This window comes from Bradyrhizobium sp. MI1.4 (assembly GCF_055811315.1).
The window spans coordinates 35292-52130 of sequence record NZ_JBVVPP010000009.1; the positions used below are offsets into that span (position 1 = coordinate 35292).

Here is a 16839-nt window from a genome sequence, read left to right on the forward strand (position 1 = left end):
GCCATACAAAACACGCGGCGGCCGGGAAAGTTGCCGACACCGACTGTGACAGTCTCTTTAGCGGCTTATGAGCCCGGCCCGCAAGGCGCAATACCGGCGCCGCTGGCGTTGAAATAGCGCAGGCGGGGCTGGCAACCGGCGGCGATCATGTCGTCGTCTACTCAGCGATTATTAAAGGGCCGATTGCGGCTGAACAGCAGATAGATTGCGCGTGGGTTGGTGGTTAAATAGCGCCAGAACAGGCGGCGGGGCTCGAGCAAGGTGCGCCAGGCCCATTCCAGCCCGATCTTCTGCATCCATCGCGGCGCGCGGGCGCGGCTTCCCGACAAGAAGTTGAACAGGCCGCCGGATGTCTTGATGACGCCGACATTGGTGAGATGCGGGGTGAATTCCTCGACGAACGCCTGCTCGTTTGGCACGCCCAGCGCAACCCAGAGATAATCCGGCGCTAGCGCGTTGATCTCGTCGACCTTCGCGCGCAGCGCGTCGCCACGGAGATAACCGTGGCTGTAGCCAACGATCTTGAGGTTTGGATACATCTTTCGGACGTTCTCGACCGCAAGGGCGTTCTCGTCCTCGCTGGCGCCGAACATGTAGAAGGTGCGGCCGACCGCTTCAGCCTTGCGCGCGACGACGTGAAACAGGTCCGTCGTGGCGACCCGCTCGGGCAACGGAAACCAGGATTGTAGCCTGGACGCCGCCACCAGCGGCTGGCCATCGGCGTTGATCAGGTCAGCGCTGCGGAACAGGCGCTCGGTCTCGGGTTCGGTCGAGCACCGCGCCAGCACCTCGCCATTGGCCGAGGTCAGGTGCAGCGGACGGCCGATGCGATGGCGCGGATCGGTCGCCTCGATCATGAAATTTGCGGTCGCTTCCAGATCGAGTGCGGCCATGCGAAGGCCGCCGATGGTGATCCGCGGCACGTCGGCGGTTGCGGCCCGGCCATCGAGATTGATGCGGCGCTCAAGCATATTGTCTGCCTCGTTGGCGAGCTTGGGCCATAGGGGTGAGTTCGTCGAGCACGACGCCGACGAGCTTGCGCTCCGCGCGGCCGAGTGTGCTCAAGATCTCCTCCAGGCCGTCGTTGATGTCGAGGCTGGTCGGCAGCACCGCCACCAGCGCGTCGGCATCATCGAGCAGCTTACGGCTGCCGGCCGTGAGTGGCGCCGCGGGGCCGTCAAGGATCACAAGGTCATAGCCGCCGGCGGAGCGCGCCTGCTCGATGGCCTTGCGGATGGCGTCAGTGGCCTTGCCGGCGTCGCGTTCGGCGGCCGGCAATATCGAGATGCCGTTGAGTGTCTTGATCTCGCGCGCGGCCTTGCTGCCGATCGAAAGCCATCCGACCTTGCTCGGCTCGCTCTTGACGGGACGGCTGACCTTGTTCGAGAGCGGGTGCGCCTGATGGTCGGCATCGATCATCAGGACCCGGGCGCCGTCGCGCGCGGCCGCGAGCGCGAAATTCAGCGCGGTCACGCTGCGCCCGGTGGTCTCACCGGCACCGACGAGCGCGATGACCGGCATTGTCTTTCCGCCGGCGCGCCGGGCCGCCGTAGCGCGCATGTCGCGCCAGGCGTTGAGCAGCGTCGTCAGTGGAAAGCCGGGGCGCAGCGTTGGCCAGCCGAGCCGGGTGAGGTCGATGCCGCCGCCGGTGGCGAGAATGGCACCGAGCGTGTGGATGACGTCGGCCTCCTGGAGGCGCGCGATCAGCGGCTTTTCGATCAGGGGCTTCTCGACCATCGAAGGTTGCAGCGGCGGGGCGGCGAGTTCCGGCAGTGCCTCCGCGACTTCCGGGGCTCGCGAGACCGGCTGGGACCGGGCAGTCTCCGGCGCCCGCGAAGGCTCCGGAGCTCGCGGCAACGGAATGCGATTGGACCGGGCCGGCGCCGGTGCCGGCGCGAACGCACCGGCGAACAGCAGCTCGGCCGCGACGAACCAGCTCGATGCAGCGATTGCGCCGAAGATGAAGCCGATCATGGCGAACAAGCTCATCGCCGGCGGGAACGAGCGCCGCTGCGGCACCGTCGCTTCGCCGATGATTCGGGCCGCCGAGGTGTTCAGCGTCTCCTGCTCCTCGGTCTCGCGCGAGCGCTTGAGGAAGGATTGATAGACGTCACGGCTGGCATCGGCTTCGCGCTCGAGCTCGCGCAAGCGCACGGCGGCCTGGCTGAGCTGGACGCTCTGCCGCTTCTGTGCCTCCAGCGCCCGGCTGAGCGAGGCTTCAAAGTCGCGGGCGCGCGTCAAATCGTTCTTGGCGGACTGGGCGAAGCGGTCGATCTCTTCGTTGATGGTGCGCTTGAGATCCTCGACCTGCTTTTCGGTCTGGCGCAGCGCTGGATGACGCGGGCCGAGCTCGCCGGCCTGCTCCGCATATTTCTTGCGCGCGTCGGCATATTGCGCGCGCAGGTTGGCGATGGTTGGCGATTGCAGCGCCTCGGAGTTCGCGCCTGCATCTGCCGTCGTGCGCCGGCTCGCCTCGATCTGGTCGAGGCGCGCCTGCGCGTCCATCGTCGCGGCGCGGGCGGCGGAAAGCCGCTGGTTGCTGGCGGAAAGCTGCTGGTCGCTGATCAGCGCGTCCTGGGTGCCGACGAAATTGTTCTGGGCCTTGTAGGTCGCGAGCACGGTCTCGGCGTTGCGCAGCCGCTCGCGCAGTTCCTTCAGGCGGCCGGAGAGATCGTTGGTGGCGCGCCGCGCGGCTGACGCCTGCGAGTTGCGGGACTCCGCGAGGTAGGCGCTGGTCAGCGTGTTGGCGAGCATTGCCGCTTTCGCCGGATCGGTCGACCAGACTTCGATGTCGACGATGAAGCTCTTCTCGGTCTTGCGGATCGTGATGTGCCGGTTCAGCGCCTCGAGGGCGGCGAGCTGCACTTCCTTTTTCTCCGCGGCGGAGGGCGCGTGGGGCTGAAGGCCGATCAGGCCGAGCAGCGACGACATCACGCCTTTGCCGTCGGCGCCGCCGCCGAATTCGGGATCCTTGTCCAGATCAGCCTGCTGGATCACCTGGAGCAGCACGCTGTTGGAGGTGATCAGGCGCGCCTGGCTCTCGACCACCATCGACATGCCGGAGACGTCCTGCGCGCGGGGCGTTAGCTCGCGGTCGACGAGCTGAAGCTCGCGCGGGTCGACATAGAGCTGGGCGGTGGCGGTGTAGCGGGGCGTCAGGCTCTTGCCCACGGTGACGGCAAGCGTCGCACCGAGCAGCGCGGCAACGGCAATCGCGATCTTCCGCCGCCAGAGCAGATTGACCAGCTCCAGCACGTTGAAGCCGGCCTGAGGCCGGTGCTGCGGGGCCTCCGGTCTGGCCCGATCTATCGGCTGGTTATAGTCAAGCATGATCCCCAGCTTTCATTCCAAGTGCCGCGAGCTGAGGGGGTACTCTTCGCTCTACGCCACGCACCTCAGATATAGGTGCCCACTCAACGCAACAGGGAAAATTAACCATACTCATTGAGGGACTATTCACCGAAATGGCAAACAAAGCGTTTAAGCGCGTGCCTCTCTTCGACGCGTCGTCGTGACGCGTGCGATGGCGCGGTCCTTCAGAGATTAACGGTTCGTTACCCCGTGCGGCGTGGCCGCGAGGCTTCGCTGGTCTTGCGATCGGCCGCGCGCGCACCATGGCCGTCAGCTTTTCCGCAGGATGACGTGATAATCGCCGCGGCGGACGTCGGTCCCGCGCGGGAGCACGGCGTTGAGAACGGCGGCGCCGGCGTCGACCAGGGCTGCGAACAGCGGCTTGCGCCGGCGCATCTCGGGATAGCGCGGGCTCTCGACCTCACAGCGGTAGATCATCTCGAGGCCATTGGCGGCGGCGAACGCTTCGAGCCTCGGCAGCGACACCAGGGGATGGAAGAAGGTCGGGAACGGCGGCTCGCCCGGCAGGCCGGCATCCTTGATGCCTCGAATGTGCCGGTAGAACCAGACGTGGAACCAGTGCGGCGAGTATTTGGTGACGACCCCGGACAACGAGCGCGGATTGGGCGCGCCGATCAGGATCATCCCGCCGCGCTTGAGCGCATCGCGGAAATTCAGGAGTGCGGCGTCGACGTTGGGAAGATGTTCGATCACGTTGTAGCAGATCACCAGATCGAAGGTCTCGCGCCCGAAGCGGTAGGTCTGGACGTCGCCGAAGATCGCTTCGTCCGCGTAGCTGTTGTTGCGAACCTGGTCCTCGTCGATGTCGACGACGGTGACCTTGCTGCGGCTCAGCAATTCCGGTGGCAGGACACTGCACGAGCCCCCTCCGGCTTCATAGATAGCGAGCTGGCCCTGCGGCAGTTCGCGGCGCAGTAGGTCGTGGACGGCGAGCAGGCTGTCGCGGGCTTCACCGGGGACGAGATCGTGCAGCGCTTGAGTGTGTCCGATGGCCGCGGGATTTGGGATCGCCGTGGCTGTCGCGAAATCGATCGTGGCTGGCTTGTTCATATTTTTCTGACCGCGCTTGTTCGACTTAAATTTACAGGAAAAATCTCGTGTGCCCGTAGAGCAAATCCGATGCCGCGACGCTTCACCCGCCGCGGTGCTTACGATCGGGTTAATGAGCATGTGCGTTAACTACGGTATCGTCCGCACCAGCCGCCGTCGGCACGGTGGACCGCGAATTGCAGTATCACGCGCGCAAGGTTTCGCAGCAGAAACACCCGAAAGCAGTTAAGTGCATGCATGGCGGAAAATCGGCGGCCTGGCGCCGTCGCGAGGCTCTAGCCGGCCGTTCATTTTGGGACGTACCTGTCCCGCGGCGATGTGCCGTCGCGGGACGGCGCTGATCCCCGGGATCGAAGCAGGGCTTTTTCAATCTATCTCGGACATCTAGAACGTCATGACATTGATCCCGACAGACCTGTCCGCCACGCGCATCTCGGATGCCGAGCGCGATCCCAACCGGGAGATCGCGGCCAGCTCCCGGATTATCGACCTGTCGGTTGGTATCGTCGTCTGCATCCCCTGCTTCCGCCGTCCGCAGCATCTGCGGCTGACGCTGGACTCGCTCGCCGGCCAGCGCACCCCGCGCTCCTTCGCCGTCGTCATGGTCGAGAACGATGCGGTCCGGCGCGAAAGCGCGCCGGTGGCCGAGGAATATCTCGCCGATGGCAGGCTCCAGGGTGTCTGCCTGGTCGAGAAACGGCAAGGCAACGTCCAGGCGATCAACGCTGCGTTCGAGACGGCGCTGGCGCTGTTTCCCGCCGCGACCCGGTTCCTGATGATCGACGACGACGAGATCGCCTCGCCGGATTGGCTCGAGTTGATGGTCCGCTCCGCGGAGGCGACCGGCGCCGATGTGGTCGGCGGGCCGGTGCTGCCGGTCTTCGATGACCACAGCATGCTTTGGCTTTCCCGCCACCCCGTTTTCTGTCCCGCCTATGATTACAGCGGCGCTGTGCCCCTGATCTACGGCTGCGGCAATTGCCTGATCACGCGTGCGGCGTTCGAGAGCTTCGCCCGTCCCGCCTTCGACCCCCGCTTCAACTTCCTCGGGGGCGGCGACTGCGATTTCTTCGTGCGCTGCCGCGATGCCGGCATGACCTTCCACTGGACGGCGGAAGCAGTCATCACCGAGACCGTGCCGCAAAGCCGCACCAGTTTCGGCTGGATCGTGAAGCGAGGCCTGCGCATCGGCGCGATCAATTATCGTGTGCAGTCCAAGGCCGCGCAGGGCGCCGCGGCGCGAGTGTGGGTGTTTGCGCAGATGCTCGGGAGGTTGCCGCTGTCGCTGTTGCGCGCGGCCGCTCTGCTGAAATCGTCGAAAGCCGTCGTCGCGATGCATCCCGTGATGGTCGCGCTCGGCTCGGCGCTCGCCGCGTTCGGCATCGAGCCGAAGCCCTATGAGGCCTCGAAGATCGTGTCCTGACGCCGAGGCGGCGGGCTAAATACCAAAGCAGGCGAGGGCGACCCTGACCGCAGAACGCGGCAGCGATTTGAGCGAGCGGCGTCCGACTATCCCGAGATAGGCGAAGGCTTGGCGATATCTACCGAAGCGGACCGCTTGCATTGCCGAATACGTGACGAGATGAACCTCGGCGGCCTGGCGCAGCCCGGCCGCCATGCCCGCGGGCAATCGCGCCATGATCAGCCCGTCGTCGAACACCCGCGCGATCGCCGGAAAGAAATCCTGTGGCGTCCGCACCGCCGCGTTCATGGTGTTGGCCGTGTGAAGGCGGTAGTCGAGCAGAAGGTTCGGCGCAAATTCGAATTCGCCGATCGCGGCAAGGCGGCACCAACAGTGCCAGTCCTCGCAATATCTGAGCGAGACGTCGAACCCGCCGATGGCGCGGAAGGCCTCTGCACGTGCGAGCGCAATGCCGCCATTGACGATGAAGTTGCCGGCGGCGAGCCGCGCCAGCACGTCGCCGGACGGTTTGCGGCGGCCCTTGAGCAGATCCCGACGGCCGATCTGCCGTCCCTCGCTGTCGATCGTATTGTAGTCGCCGTAGACCAGAACCGCTCGCGGCGCGCCACGCGCAGCCGCCAGCAGCGCCGCGACCGCGCCGGGCCGCAGGCGATCGTCGGCATCGAGGAAGAGCAGCCATTGGCCGCTCGCATGCTGCGCGCCGAGATTGCGCGCTGCCGATACGCCGGCGGCGCCGTTGGTCATCAGGCGCAGTCGAGGGTCACGAATGGCGCGGACGATGGCGGGGGTGTCGTCGGTCGAGCCGTCGTCCACGACGATCACTTCGGTGACCTCGGTTTGTGCCAGTGCGCTGGCGAGGGTTTCGCCGACATAAGCCGCAACATTCTTGGCCGGAATGACGACGGACACCGACGTGGTTGAGCCGACCTGCAGCGGGACGCGCGCCGCTGGAACGACGCGCGATGTGGCAGGCAATTCGAGAATGTCTTCCGCGGTGATCAAGATACGGCTCGCCTTTAACGGTCTGTTAACCAGGGCGCATCTGCGCGTCGCAACCCTGGCCACCCTCGATGATACTCGCATCGGGAAAAAAGCGTCGCCACGAAGGCTGCCGCAGCGTTGGTTTCGTCAATTAGCGTTAAGCCGCCGGCATTAAGCCTGTGGCAAATTAGGAAGAGTGCGACAGCCGGTCCCATGCGAGAATGCGCATCAGGCCGCCGCGGATGGACACCAGTGCCCGCAAAGACATTCGACTACGATCCCGACGATATGGTCCTCAACCTGTTCTACGAGGACAAGGACGATCGCTGGTTTCCCGGCGACCGGCATCTGCGGCGCATGGCGCGTCGCATGCTGCTTGGCGAGCCGCGCATGAGCGGGCAGCTGCGCGTGTTCCTCAATCTCTGTGCGGGGCTCGATCGGCTCGGTATCCGCTATCGCGTCAACGACTATGGCTACATCGCGCGGCATCCGGGCGAACTCGCCTGCATCATCGGCCGCACCTTCTTGCTCGACAAGTTCGCCTGGAAAAATCCGATCCTGCTTGGCGTCGCCGCCCACAATCATCCGCTCGACGATCCCGACCTGTTCAAGCGCCTGCCGGTGAAGAAGGTCGTGGTGCCCGGCCCGTGGTACGCCGACATGTATCGGCCGCATTGGCCCGACACGGAGGCCTGGCCGATCGGCATCGACACGGATCTCTGGGCACCGCTGGCGACGTCGCAGAAGAGCGTCGACGTCCTGATCTACGACAAGGTGCACTGGGACCGCGATCGCTACGCGGCGGAGCTGATCGAGCCCGTCCGCGCCCGGCTCACGAGGGAAGGCCGCTCGTTCGCCGAGCTGCGTTACGGCAGCTACAAGGAAGAAGACTATCGGGCCGCGCTCGCGCAATCGCGTGCGATGATCTTCCTCTGCCAGAACGAGAGCCAGGGCATCGCCTATCAGCAGGCATTGTCTTGCGGCGTGCCGGTGCTGGCCTGGGATCCAGGCGGGCCGTGGCGAGACCCCGACTACTATCCGCATCGGGTCCAGTTCGCGCCGGTGTCGTCGGTGCCGTACTGGGACGATCGTTGCGGCGCCAAGTTCGTCGACATCGCCGGGTTTGAGGCGGGCTGGGATGATTTCTGGGCCGGGTGCGCCGCCGATACGTTCGATCCCCGCGGTTTCGTGCTGGACAACCTGACGCTGGAACAGCGCGCGCTTCAATATTACGAGATCGCGCGGAGCATCGTGCGGCAGCAAGCGGTGCCGCAGCGCCCCGCTGGACTGGTTGACGGATGCTTAACAGGGATCGGCTAAGACTTCGAGCTTCCCCCGGGCTTCACCACCAGCCTTGAGCCATGGATCGCAGCGCCACTGACATGACCGACGTCGAGGCCCGATCGTTCGGCGGCGTCCTGCGCGATGGGCTTGCAGGGGTCGACGCCGTGCGGGCGGCGCGCTGCCTCGTCGCAGTCGCAGCGCTGCTCCTCGTGCTGGTGACGCTCGATCCGTTTCCCGACCTGCGCAGCGAGGATGTCACCACCGTCATCGGCGGACGAATGGCGCTCACTTATGTCGCCTGGGGCCTGCTGGCCGCGCTCGCAGTCCTGTTGGTCGCCGCAACGGATGCGCCCGCGCTGAAGACGCTGGTGACGCCGCTGCATCTCTGCCTGGTCGGCTGGCTGTTGATCAGCATCGTCTTCTCCGAGAATCGCGGAGTCTCGATGCAGCGCTTCGTGCTCGCAGCCAGCGTGATGTCGCTCGCGGTGCTGTTGCCGTTGCTGCCGCCGACGCAGCGCAGCTTCAACCTGTGCCTCGGCGGCGCCGCCCTCGTACTGCTTGCGCTCTGCTATCTCGGCGTCTTCGTGGCGCCGCAATACTCGATCCACACCGCACTCGACGTCACCGAGCCGCAGTTGGCCGGCGACTGGCGCGGCAGCTTTGGTCACAAGAACATCGCTTCGCCGGTGATGACCATCCTGATTTATGTCGGCATTTACCTGTCTGCCATTGGTTCGTTCTTGATGGGGCCGGCCATCGCCGCGCTGGCTGGAATCTTCCTGATCTTCACCGGCGGCAAGACGTCGTCGGTACTGTGCCTTGCGATTTATGCGCTCGCCTCGCTGGTCTGCGTGACGCCGGGCCTTTGGCTGAAGCGGATCATCTGCTTCGTGCCGCTGATCGTGATGAACCTGCTGACGGTCGGTAGCGTCATGAGCCCGGCGCTCGGAGCGATGACGCGGCTGCTTCCGCTCGATCCCACCTTCACCGGCCGTTCCGCCATCTGGGAGTTCGCGCTCGCAGCTGTCGCGGAGAAGCCGATCATCGGTCACGGCTACGCCGCGTTCTGGGACGACGTGACCGCGCGGCAGACCGCCCAGGGCGCCGAATGGGCGACGAGCGCGGCGCACAGCCACAACAGCTATCTCGACCTCGCGGTCACCATCGGCCTGCCGGGGCTGTTGCTGGTGATCCTCGTCTTCGTGCTCGCGCCGCTCGGCAATTTCCAGACGGCCCGAACTCACAACCGCAGCGGTGCGTTGGCAAAGCTGTTCCTGACCGTATGGCTGTTCGGCCTGTATTACGGGGCCACCGAGACCTTCTTGCTCGAACGGCAAAATCCGATCTGGTTCATGTTCACTGTTGCCGTGGCCGGCCTGCACTTCCTGGCCAGGTTCCAATGCGTCGCGGAAATGGAACCGGACGACTTGTCGCAGCCGGTGCCGCCGCAATGGCATCGGCTTAACGATAAGCTGTGAGCTCACTTGTGGCCGCGACAAAACATAATCTATCTGGAAACGCCCAGTAATCGTATGTCCCGCGGATGACGATCCTCAGCGTCGAGCGACCAGATGGTCTTGTGTCCAGCGCGTCGGCAATCGCGGTCGATTTCGTGCGTGATTGGCCGCGGGCCGCATCGCGCCTGAACGCAGGCCATCGCACTGCATTCCAGCATGGCTACTGGCTCGGCGCCTGGTACGAGGCGTTCCACGATCTCTCGCCGCTGATTGCATTGATCTCCGATGCCACGACCGGCGGGGACATCGCAATCGTGCCGATGATCAGCCACCTCAGGCGCGGCATCCGCATCGTCGAATTCGCCGATCTCGGCGTTTCCGACAACAACGCGCCGATCCTGGCGCTCGATGCCGCGTTGGACGCGGCGGCGGCGGATGCGATCGGCACGGCGCTGATCGACGCATTGCGCGCATTGCCGGACCGCTTCGATTTGCTGCGCCTGAAGAAGATGCCGGCCCAGATCGGCGGCAACCCGAACCCGCTGGTGTCGCTCGGCCGGATCGGGTCCTGCTCGCTCAACGGCAACCTCGTGCTGACCGGCGACGACTATGAAGATTACCAGGCCTCGATCAAGCGCATGCAGATGCCACGCTGCTGGCGCGTCTTCAACCGTCACGCCGGCGCGCGATTCGAGATCGCCACCGATGTCGCGCGTGCGCGCGAGCTGCTGGACGTGATGGATGCCCAGCAGCAGGCGCGCATGCGAAAGCTCGGCTCGCGCTTCGTCCTCAACGACGAAACCCATGCGCAGTTTTATCGCGAGGTCGCGCGTCGGGGCGTCGCGAACGGTTATGCCGTCATCTCGGCGCTGGTTTGCGACGAGGCCATTGTCGCCACCGCGCTCGGCGTCAGGTTCGGTGAGACCTATTTCCTGCTGCGCATCAGCCACACCGGCGATTCCTGGTCGAACTGCTCGCCGGGGCTGCTCGTGACCGAGCGCACTATGGCGGCGCTGCATGCGGAAGGCGTGCGCCGTTTCGACCTCAGCATCGGCAACCAGGATTACAAGCGCCGCTTCGGCGCCGAGCCGGTGCCGCTGACGGATGTCAGCGTCGCGCTGTCCTGGCGCGGCATGCCCTTCGCGTGGCGCGACCACGCCGCGCAGGGCCTGCGTCGTCACCCCAGGCTTGCCGCCTTTGCGGCGCAGGCGATGGGCAAGAGGACGCGCTGACGCGCCGCCCTGGATTGTAGGGTCACTCGATTATCGCAATCGTTGTGTTATCGTCGCCTGTTTCCCGGAGGCGACATGGAAGATCGTTCGGCAAAATATCGCGCATTCTATGCACAGTTGATCAGCGCCGCGGCGAGGGCCGCGGACCCCCGTATCGAAGAAGCGTTTCGCACCGTCGGGCGCGAGAGGTTCGCCGGACCCGGGCCGTGGTCGATCTCGGTTGGCGGCCACCCCTATGTTGTCACACCCGATGATGATCCCGCTTTCCTCTATCAGAACACGCTGCTCGCGCTCGACAGCGCGCGGGGTCTCAATATCGGGATGCCCGGCGCGCACGCCTATTGGCTCAGCGGTTGCGCGGTGAAGGAAGGCGAGACTGTGATCCAGATCGGCGCGGGGAGCGGCTATTACACCGCAATCCTCGCGCATCTCGTCGGCCCCGGCGGCCGCGTCCATGCCTACGAGATCGACGAACGTCTGGCAGGCCTCGCGCGCGAGAATCTGAAGGACATCGCCCATACGGACGTGCGGGATCGATCGGGCATCGCGTCCGATCTTCCCAAAGCCGACGTGATCTATGTCTGCGCGGGTGCGGCGCAGCCGGCCACCGAATGGCTCGATGCCTTGCTGCGCGGTGGGCGGCTGGTGTTTCCACTCGCGCCCGAAGGCATGATCGGCGGCATGTTGATGATCACGCGCCCCGACGAGGGGGCGGTCTGGCCCGCCAAATTCCTCGGGCGTGCCCAATTCATCGGCTGCGCGGGATTGCAGAACGCGGATGCCGCCCGGCGACTGGCCGAGGCGTTCGCAAGGGGGTGGGAGGGCGTGCAGTCGTTGCGGAGAGAGGGCGCTCCCGACGAGACCTGCTGGTTCGCCGGTGAGGGCTGGTGGCTGTCGACAGCGCCGGCGCCTGTCGCGACTGCGCCCATTAAGCCCAACGCGGACATCACGCAGGCCTAGTGGCTAGAGCATCATGACTTCGCGCAGCCGGCACAGTGAAAGCGGCCGCGTGAGGCCTTGAACAGGCTCCGGCAATACCAGCGCCGCGCCAGCGCCTGAGCGGGCCTGCGGATCATCTGCGCGATCAACAAGAGTTCGAAAGCCATTCGTATCGCTTTTGGTGAAATATCCTGGCCACAGAGATGGGGCGGCATCTCCAGAAGAGAATGCCGCCCAGATCGCACCTGCCATGCAGTGGTTCGGACGTAAAGCTTAACCGCGCTCAGCCGTGCAGCTTCCTGGCTGTCTCCGCGATCTGGCGGCCCTGATAGCGTGCGCCGGCGAGCTCGTTGGCGCTGGGCTGCCGGCTGCCGTCGCCGCCGGTGATCGTGGTGGCGCCGTAAGGTGCGCCGCCGGTGACCTCGTCGAGCTTCATCTGGCCGGCAAAGCCGTAGTTCAGGCCGACCACGACCATGCCGAAATGCAACAGGTTGGTGATGATCGAGAACAGCGTCGTCTCCTGGCCGCCATGCTGGGTCGCGGTCGCCGTGAAGGCGCCGCCGACCTTGCCGTGCAGCGCGCCCTTGGCCCAGAGACCGCCGGCCTGGTCGAGGAAGTTCGCCATCTGCGAGGCCATGCGGCCGAAGCGGGTGCCGGTGCCGACGATGATCGCGTCGTAGTTTGCGAGATCCTCGATCGTCGCGACGGGGGCGGCCTGGTCGAGCTTGTAATAGGACGCCTTGGCGACCTCGGCCGGCACCAGCTCGGGTACGCGCTTGATGTCGACGGTGGCACCGGCTTCGCGCGCGCCTTCGGCAACGGCATTGGCCATCGCTTCGATGTGGCCATAGGCGGAATAATACAGGACGAGAACTTTGGTCATGATGGTCTCCGTTGGGATTGAGTGAGTGCTTTTTTTGGGTCGTCATGCCCGGGCTCGTCTCTGGCATCCACGTTCTTGTTCGCTCGTCGCGGGGCGTGGATGGCCGGGACAAGCCCGGCCATGACAGAGAGAGCCGTTACGCCGCGTCGACGAGCACGATCTCGGAATCTTCCAGTGCCGTGATCTTCAGCCTGTCCTCGTCGCGGATCGCGGCGCCGTCGCGGGCGTTGACGCGCACGCCGTTAATTTCGACCGACCCCGCCGCGGGCACCAAATAAAGGTGCCGCGACTTGTGCGGCACGTACTCGGCGCTCTCACCGGCCTTCAGCGTGGTGGCGAGCACCCGCGCATCGGCGCGGATCGGCAGCGCGTCCGTGTCATGCTCGAAGCCGCTCGCGATGGTGACGAGCTTGCCCGAGCGGTCTCCTTTCGGAAACGGCTTCGAGCCCCAGGTCGGCTGCCCGCCGCGCGCCGTCGGCTCGATCCAGATCTGGAAGATGCGTGTACTGGTCGACTCGAGATTGTACTCGGAGTGGCGGATGCCGCTGCCGGCGCTCATCACCTGCACGTCGCCCGCTTCGGTGCGGCCTTCGTTGCCGAGGCTGTCCTGATGGGTGATCGCGCCCTCGCGCACATAGGTGATGATTTCCATGTTGGCGTGGGGATGGGCGGGAAAGCCGGTGTTCGGCGCGATCTCGTCGTCGTTCCACACCCGCAAGGCGCCGTGACCCATGTTGTCGGGGTCATAGTGGCTTGCGAAGGAGAAATGATGCTTGGCGTTGAGCCAACCGTGATCGGCGCCGCCGAGCTTTGCGAAGGGTCTGAGTTCGATCATCTGCGTAATTCCTTGTTTTGGCGGATGGCGCCTTGATCAGGCGCCAAAACCGCCGTCGACGTTGAGCACCGTGCCGGTGACGAAGGAGGCTTCCGGACTTGCGAGGAACACGACGCCAGCCGCGACTTCCTCGGGGCGGCCGAAGCGCTGCAACGCGTGCTGCTTGCGCTGGGTCTCGGCGAACTCGCCGCCGTCCTTCGGGTTCATGTCAGTGTCGATCGAGCCGGGCTGCACCACATTCACGGTGATGCCGCGTGGGCCGAGGTCGCGCGCTGCGCCCTTGGTGTAGCCGACCACGGCGGCCTTGGTGGCGACGTAGTCCGCAAGACCCGGGAACGAGGCGCGATCGGCGAGCATCGAGCCGACGGTGACGATGCGGCCGCCTTCGCCCATCAATTGCGAAGCGGCGCGGATCGCAGCGATCACGCCATGCACGTTGATGGCATCCTGGCGGGCGAGCGCTTCGGTGTCGGCATTGGCGTTATCGATCGCACCGCCGCTCGCGACGCCGGCATTGTTGACGAGGATGTCGAGATGGCCGAACTCCTTCGCGACGTCGTTGACGAGCTGCGTCACGTCCTTGGCCGAGGCCTGGTCCGCCTTGAAGGCGCGGGCATTGAGGCCTCGGGCCTTCAACTCGGTGACGACGGCTTCCGCCTTTTCGGGAGAGGCAACGTAGCTGATCGCGACATCCGCGCCTTCATCGGCGAGGGCGCGAGCAGAGGCCGCGCCGATACCGCGCGAGCCACCAGTGACGAGGGCAACCTTGCCTGAGAGCTTCTTGGTCATTGGATTTCTCCATTCCTGAATTTCTGATGACCCTTGGATAAGCCTCTGTTTGTGGTATAGAAATAGAAACTGTCGAAACACATTGTTTCCTTAAACATCCCAATTGGATCCGCTTTCATGGCCAAACTCCCCGATTTCGAGGCGCTCGCGATTTTCGCAAAAGTCGTGGAATTACGGTCGTTTGCGGGGGCCGCTGGTGAGCTCGCGATGTCCAAGGCGACGGTGTCCAAGGCGGTCACGCGCCTCGAAGAGCGGCTCGGCGCCCGGCTGTTCAACCGCACCTCACGCCGGCTCGCGCTGACCGATGCCGGGCATAAGCTCGCCGAGCGTGCGACGCGCCTGCTGTCCGACGGCGAGGCGGCGGAGAACGAGGCGCTGGCGCAATCGGTCGCACCGCGCGGCCTCGTGCGGCTCGCCGTGCCCATGACATTCGGGATCAAGGCGGTGGCGCCGCTGCTGCCGGAGTTCTTCGAGGCGTATCCGGAGGTCTCGGTCGATCTGCACTTGAGCGATGCGACCATCGATTTGATTGGCGAGGGCTTTGACATGGCGGTGCGGATCGCGCGGCTGCCGGATTCCTCGCTGATCGCCCGCCGGCTCTTCACCATGCCGCGTTTCACGGTGGCCGCGCCGTCATATCTCGAGCAACACGGGCGGCCGACGCATCCGATGCATCTGGCCGAGCACAAATGCTTCAGCTACGCCTATCTCTCCACGCCCAACGTCTGGCACTACACCAACTCGGCCGGCGAGCAGGCCAGCGTACGTCCGGGCGGACAGCTCCGCGTCAACAACGGCGAAGCGGTGATGCCGGCGCTGATCGCCGGCCTCGGCATCGCCGACCTTCCGGAATTCATCGTCGGTGACGCCATCTCCTCCGGCGAGGTCGAAGTGATCCTGAAGGACTGGAAGCAGGTCGAAGGCGCCGTGCATCTGGTGACGCCACCTGGCGGCCCGCGCCCCGCGCGCGTCGAGGCGCTCGGTGATTTTCTCGCGGCGAAGCTGCCGGGGACGTGCAAGCGGCGAGTGCGCGGAAAGGCAAAGCCGTCTTAGAGCGAGCGGCTTCATCGACCTCCGTCATTGCGAGGAGTGAAGCGACGAAGCAATCCAGAATGTCCCGCGGAGGTATTCTGGATTGCTTCGCTGCGCTCGCAATGAGGGGTTGGACTAAGACACCTTCTCACCATTACGCACCACAATTCGCAAGCTCGGCTTCAACGTCTCCTCCAGTTGCGACTTCAAATCATGAACACGCGGATCGCGCGAACGCTTCGCGCAGACCGCGTATTGGTGCACGGATTGCGCCAAGGCGCGTCGCGCTTCCGGCGTTCGCGTCACGTCCGGCTTTGAAAGCCGCAAGACGATGGCGGCGAGATTCACCAGCATCTCGTCCAGCGCCACGTCAATGGTCTGAAGTCTATTCATCGCTCCACTCCCTGGGAGGCAACGGTGAGCCCAGGGGGGCGTTCCTGACCGGGCGGAACATGGATAATGCTTCGTTAATCCCGCCGCGCGGCTTGTTCTTGCGGACGGTCACGCTAGGCTGGCAGCGAAATAAGAAAACAGGGGGAAATCTGCCATGGATCGACGCGATGTCCTGCGCGCGGCTGCCGCATTGCCGTTGTTGCCTGTGTTGTCGAGCGCGGCTTTCGCGCAAGCCTATCCCTCTCGCAACGTCACCATGATCGTGCCGTTTCCGGCCGGCGGCCAGGCGGATCTTGCGGCGCGCCCCGTCGCACAGGCGCTGGAGCGAATCCTCGGCAAGGCGGTCATCGTCGACAACCGCGCCGGCGGTGGCGGTGGATCCGTCGGCAATGCCGCGGCGGCGCGCGCCGAGCCCGACGGCTACACGCTGCTGATGACGCTGTCCTCTCTCGCGGTGCTGCCCGAGGCCGACCGGCTGTTCGACCGTCCGGTCGCCTACGAGCTCTCGCAGTTCATGCCGATCGCGCGGGTGCTGGCCGATCCCACGCTGCTCGCGGTGCCCGCCTCGGCGCCATGGAAGACCGCGCAGGATTTCGTCGAGGATGCCAGGAAGCGTCCCGGCCAGATCACCTACGGCTCATCGGGGCCTTACGGCACGCTGCACGTGGCGATGGAGATGTTTGCGAGCAGCGCCGACATCAAGCTGCTGCATGTGCCGTTTCGCGGCGCCGGACCGGCGCTCACCGCGCTGCTCAGCGGCACCGTGCAGGCGATCGCCGCCGCACCGGGAACGCTGAAGCCGCAAGTGGAGGACGGCAAGCTGCGCGTGCTCGGCAATTGCGGCGCCAAGCGCGTCGCAAGCTTCCCCGATGTGCCGACCTTCCAGGAGCTCGGTTACAAGGACGTCGAGATGTACATCTGGGCCGGACTCTTTGCACAGAGTGCTCTTCCCGCGCCGATCGCGACTCGCCTGCGCGAGGCGATGGCGCAGGTGATGACGAGCCCCGACGTGCTCAAGGCCTTCGAAACGTCGGGCAGTTTCGTTGCCTATCAGGACGCGCCGGCGTTTGCCGAGTTCGTGGCGGTCGACAGCGCGCGGCTGATTGCTGCGGTGAAGAAGATCGGCAAGGTCGAATAGGTTCCTGGCCCATTTTCACAATTTTTTGTTG

The 16839-nt window shown here is 65.1% G+C and carries 16 protein-coding genes; 7 read left to right on the plus strand and 9 right to left on the minus strand.

Going from position 1 to position 16839, the window contains the following annotated elements; all coding sequences use genetic code 11:
• Positions 1–161 precede the first annotated feature (161 nt).
• The 3 genes from AC0L23_RS12850 to AC0L23_RS12860 form a co-directional block, all read right to left on the minus strand.
• The gene (locus tag AC0L23_RS12850; RefSeq protein WP_085361247.1) at positions 162–971 is read right to left on the minus strand and encodes a WecB/TagA/CpsF family glycosyltransferase; all 810 of its coding nucleotides are present in this window, start codon (positions 969–971) and stop codon (positions 162–164) included.
• Entirely contained in the window at positions 964–3330 is a 2367-nt protein-coding gene (locus AC0L23_RS12855; protein WP_085385443.1) for an exopolysaccharide transport family protein, read from the minus strand. Before AC0L23_RS12855 ends, AC0L23_RS12850 begins: the two co-directional genes overlap by 8 nt.
• A 291-nt stretch (positions 3331–3621) precedes the next feature.
• A complete protein-coding gene (locus AC0L23_RS12860) occupies positions 3622–4422 on the minus strand; it encodes a class I SAM-dependent methyltransferase (RefSeq protein WP_473357005.1) in 801 nt (266 codons plus the stop codon).
• Between the two features lie 394 nt (positions 4423–4816).
• Here AC0L23_RS12860 and AC0L23_RS12865 point away from each other — a divergent pair, with 394 nt between their 5' ends.
• Positions 4817–5845 (plus strand): glycosyltransferase family 2 protein, encoded by a 1029-nt coding sequence (locus AC0L23_RS12865; protein WP_085361250.1) that lies wholly within the window; start codon positions 4817–4819, stop codon positions 5843–5845.
• 15 nt (positions 5846–5860) lie between these two features.
• On the opposite strand, the gene AC0L23_RS12870 is transcribed toward AC0L23_RS12865, so the two are convergent.
• Positions 5861–6847, minus strand: a complete 987-nt coding sequence (locus AC0L23_RS12870) for a glycosyltransferase (RefSeq protein ID WP_085361251.1) — start codon at positions 6845–6847, stop codon at positions 5861–5863.
• Between the two features lie 231 nt (positions 6848–7078).
• Here AC0L23_RS12870 and AC0L23_RS12875 point away from each other — a divergent pair, with 231 nt between their 5' ends.
• From AC0L23_RS12875 to AC0L23_RS12890, 4 genes are all read left to right on the plus strand, one after another.
• The gene (locus tag AC0L23_RS12875) at positions 7079–8146 is read left to right on the plus strand and encodes a glycosyltransferase (RefSeq protein ID WP_085385442.1); all 1068 of its coding nucleotides are present in this window, start codon (positions 7079–7081) and stop codon (positions 8144–8146) included.
• A gap of 41 nt (positions 8147–8187) precedes the next feature.
• Positions 8188–9588: an O-antigen ligase family protein gene (locus tag AC0L23_RS12880; RefSeq protein WP_085361253.1), complete on the plus strand. Its 1401-nt coding sequence runs from the start codon at positions 8188–8190 to the stop codon at positions 9586–9588.
• Positions 9589–9653: 65 nt separating this feature from the next.
• A complete protein-coding gene (locus AC0L23_RS12885; protein ID WP_085385441.1) occupies positions 9654–10799 on the plus strand; it encodes a GNAT family N-acetyltransferase in 1146 nt (381 codons plus the stop codon).
• Between the two features lie 75 nt (positions 10800–10874).
• Positions 10875–11759: a protein-L-isoaspartate O-methyltransferase family protein gene (locus AC0L23_RS12890; RefSeq protein WP_085361254.1), complete on the plus strand. Its 885-nt coding sequence runs from the start codon at positions 10875–10877 to the stop codon at positions 11757–11759.
• A gap of 3 nt (positions 11760–11762) precedes the next feature.
• On the opposite strand, the gene AC0L23_RS12895 is transcribed toward AC0L23_RS12890, so the two are convergent.
• The 4 genes from AC0L23_RS12895 to AC0L23_RS12910 all read right to left on the minus strand — a co-directional run bounded on the left by AC0L23_RS12895 (position 11763) and on the right by AC0L23_RS12910 (position 14245).
• Complete coding sequence (locus AC0L23_RS12895; protein WP_157642889.1) at positions 11763–11990, minus strand: hypothetical protein; 228 nt, start codon at positions 11988–11990, stop codon at positions 11763–11765.
• A 31-nt stretch (positions 11991–12021) separates the two neighbouring features.
• On the minus strand, positions 12022–12621 hold the full coding sequence (gene wrbA, locus AC0L23_RS12900) for an NAD(P)H:quinone oxidoreductase (protein WP_027520460.1): 600 nt from the start codon (positions 12619–12621) through the stop codon (positions 12022–12024).
• Positions 12622–12757: 136 nt separating this feature from the next.
• On the minus strand, positions 12758–13456 hold the full coding sequence (locus AC0L23_RS12905) for a pirin family protein (protein WP_085361255.1): 699 nt from the start codon (positions 13454–13456) through the stop codon (positions 12758–12760).
• 36 nt (positions 13457–13492) lie between these two features.
• Positions 13493–14245, minus strand: coding sequence for an SDR family NAD(P)-dependent oxidoreductase (locus tag AC0L23_RS12910; RefSeq protein ID WP_085361256.1), 753 nt, complete (start codon positions 14243–14245; stop codon positions 13493–13495).
• Positions 14246–14362: 117 nt separating this feature from the next.
• Between AC0L23_RS12910 and AC0L23_RS12915 the strand changes: the two genes are divergently transcribed.
• The gene (locus AC0L23_RS12915; protein WP_085350126.1) at positions 14363–15298 is read left to right on the plus strand and encodes a LysR family transcriptional regulator; all 936 of its coding nucleotides are present in this window, start codon (positions 14363–14365) and stop codon (positions 15296–15298) included.
• A gap of 114 nt (positions 15299–15412) precedes the next feature.
• Here AC0L23_RS12915 and AC0L23_RS12920 read toward each other — a convergent pair whose 3' ends face one another.
• Positions 15413–15670 (minus strand): hypothetical protein, encoded by a 258-nt coding sequence (locus AC0L23_RS12920; protein WP_026232525.1) that lies wholly within the window; start codon positions 15668–15670, stop codon positions 15413–15415.
• 154 nt (positions 15671–15824) lie between these two features.
• Between AC0L23_RS12920 and AC0L23_RS12925 the strand changes: the two genes are divergently transcribed.
• Positions 15825–16808, plus strand: coding sequence for a tripartite tricarboxylate transporter substrate binding protein (locus AC0L23_RS12925; RefSeq protein WP_085361257.1), 984 nt, complete (start codon positions 15825–15827; stop codon positions 16806–16808).
• Positions 16809–16839 lie beyond the last annotated feature (31 nt).